Raw genomic sequence first — 1254 nt, forward strand, 5'->3', positions numbered from 1 at the left:
TAATTGAACTTCTCTGCGTTTCATTAATGTACGTCCCCAAGTATCAGGCATACTGTCTAGGAAAATTCCGAAATTCTCTTTTTTAGTTGGAAATTGCGGTCCTGAATAGAACTGAATATCAGGGTCATCAAATGGTGTTCGTTAGTTTTCAACCAGCTCTTATTATATTCGAAACTAAAAGCTTTTCTACCTTTTGCTTGATGAGCGGATAACACTCCTAATAATTCAGGATGAGACATACCGATCCAATGGGCATATACAAAAATGTCTGTTTTGTTTGCGGCCACCTTATAATAAATCTAAGTCTTGAAGTTTTCTCCCGAATACATCGTCAGTTGCCAGTTTTAAAAAATCACCTTCCAATCCCAAGACGCGTAAAACATTAAAGTATGCGCCCATCGTGACGCTTGCGTTCCCTTTTTCAATTAGATATAATGTTGAACGAGCAAGTCCCGCACGCTCTACTACTTGGGTAGCCGTTAGTTTACGGCGTCTGCGTGCGAGCTTTATATTTTCGCCCACTTGTTCAAGTAATATTTTGAATTTAGGAAGGATAACTTGCTTTTTCATTTTTACAAATTGTATGATATTTCATACGAAAATACTAAAAATGATTGATATATCAATCATTTTATATTTTTGTTCTTAATTGATCGTTTCTATGGGTTTTTGAGGATACAATTAAAATCACTCTAGGATATACTTCAAAACAGCGTTTAATTTTTGGTGTTTTGCAAATTTTAAGCTAGGCTACGCTTAAACCTCACCTGCGATAAAACGCTGAAGGGTTTTACGCTCTGGTTTATAAAGTTCGCTTACCAACTTCGCATATACAATATTCGGTTAACTACAATGTGGCGTGTCTGTGATTACAAAGCTACTACGGCTAGTGTTTGAAGGATAATAGATACAAATATGCGGAATAAGGTAGGAGCAGACAGATACTATATCTAGAAGCATACACTAGCTATTTACGGACTAGCCCTCCTGTTGATTAAAATGCTTTAATTTAAAAATTAAACAGGAATAAATATTTTCTAGTTGTCAATCCAATTTCATCGGTTTTGAGGGGATAGAAATGAAAATGTTGTTTGAATACTGCATTTTATAGTTGATTTTGTAGTTTTAAAACAGCAAAATGGAAATAATATTAAATTTTCAAGATATTCCTCTAAGAATATTGCCAATAATTTTCGGAGAAGTTTGTATGACCAAATTAATTGGGTTCCCGAATGATCGGTATAAAAGACCCCC

The 1254-nt window shown here is 34.8% G+C and carries 1 protein-coding gene; it reads right to left on the reverse strand.

Annotation, left to right across the window (positions count from 1 at the left end; translation table 11 throughout):
- Positions 1-288: 288 nt before the first annotated feature.
- Positions 289-570, reverse strand: coding sequence for a helix-turn-helix domain-containing protein (locus tag HP439_RS19135; protein ID WP_172391917.1), 282 nt, complete (start codon positions 568-570; stop codon positions 289-291).
- Positions 571-1254 lie beyond the last annotated feature (684 nt).

The sequence above is a fragment of the Sphingobacterium shayense genome (assembly GCF_013179575.1).
Classification (GTDB): domain Bacteria; phylum Bacteroidota; class Bacteroidia; order Sphingobacteriales; family Sphingobacteriaceae; genus Sphingobacterium; species Sphingobacterium shayense.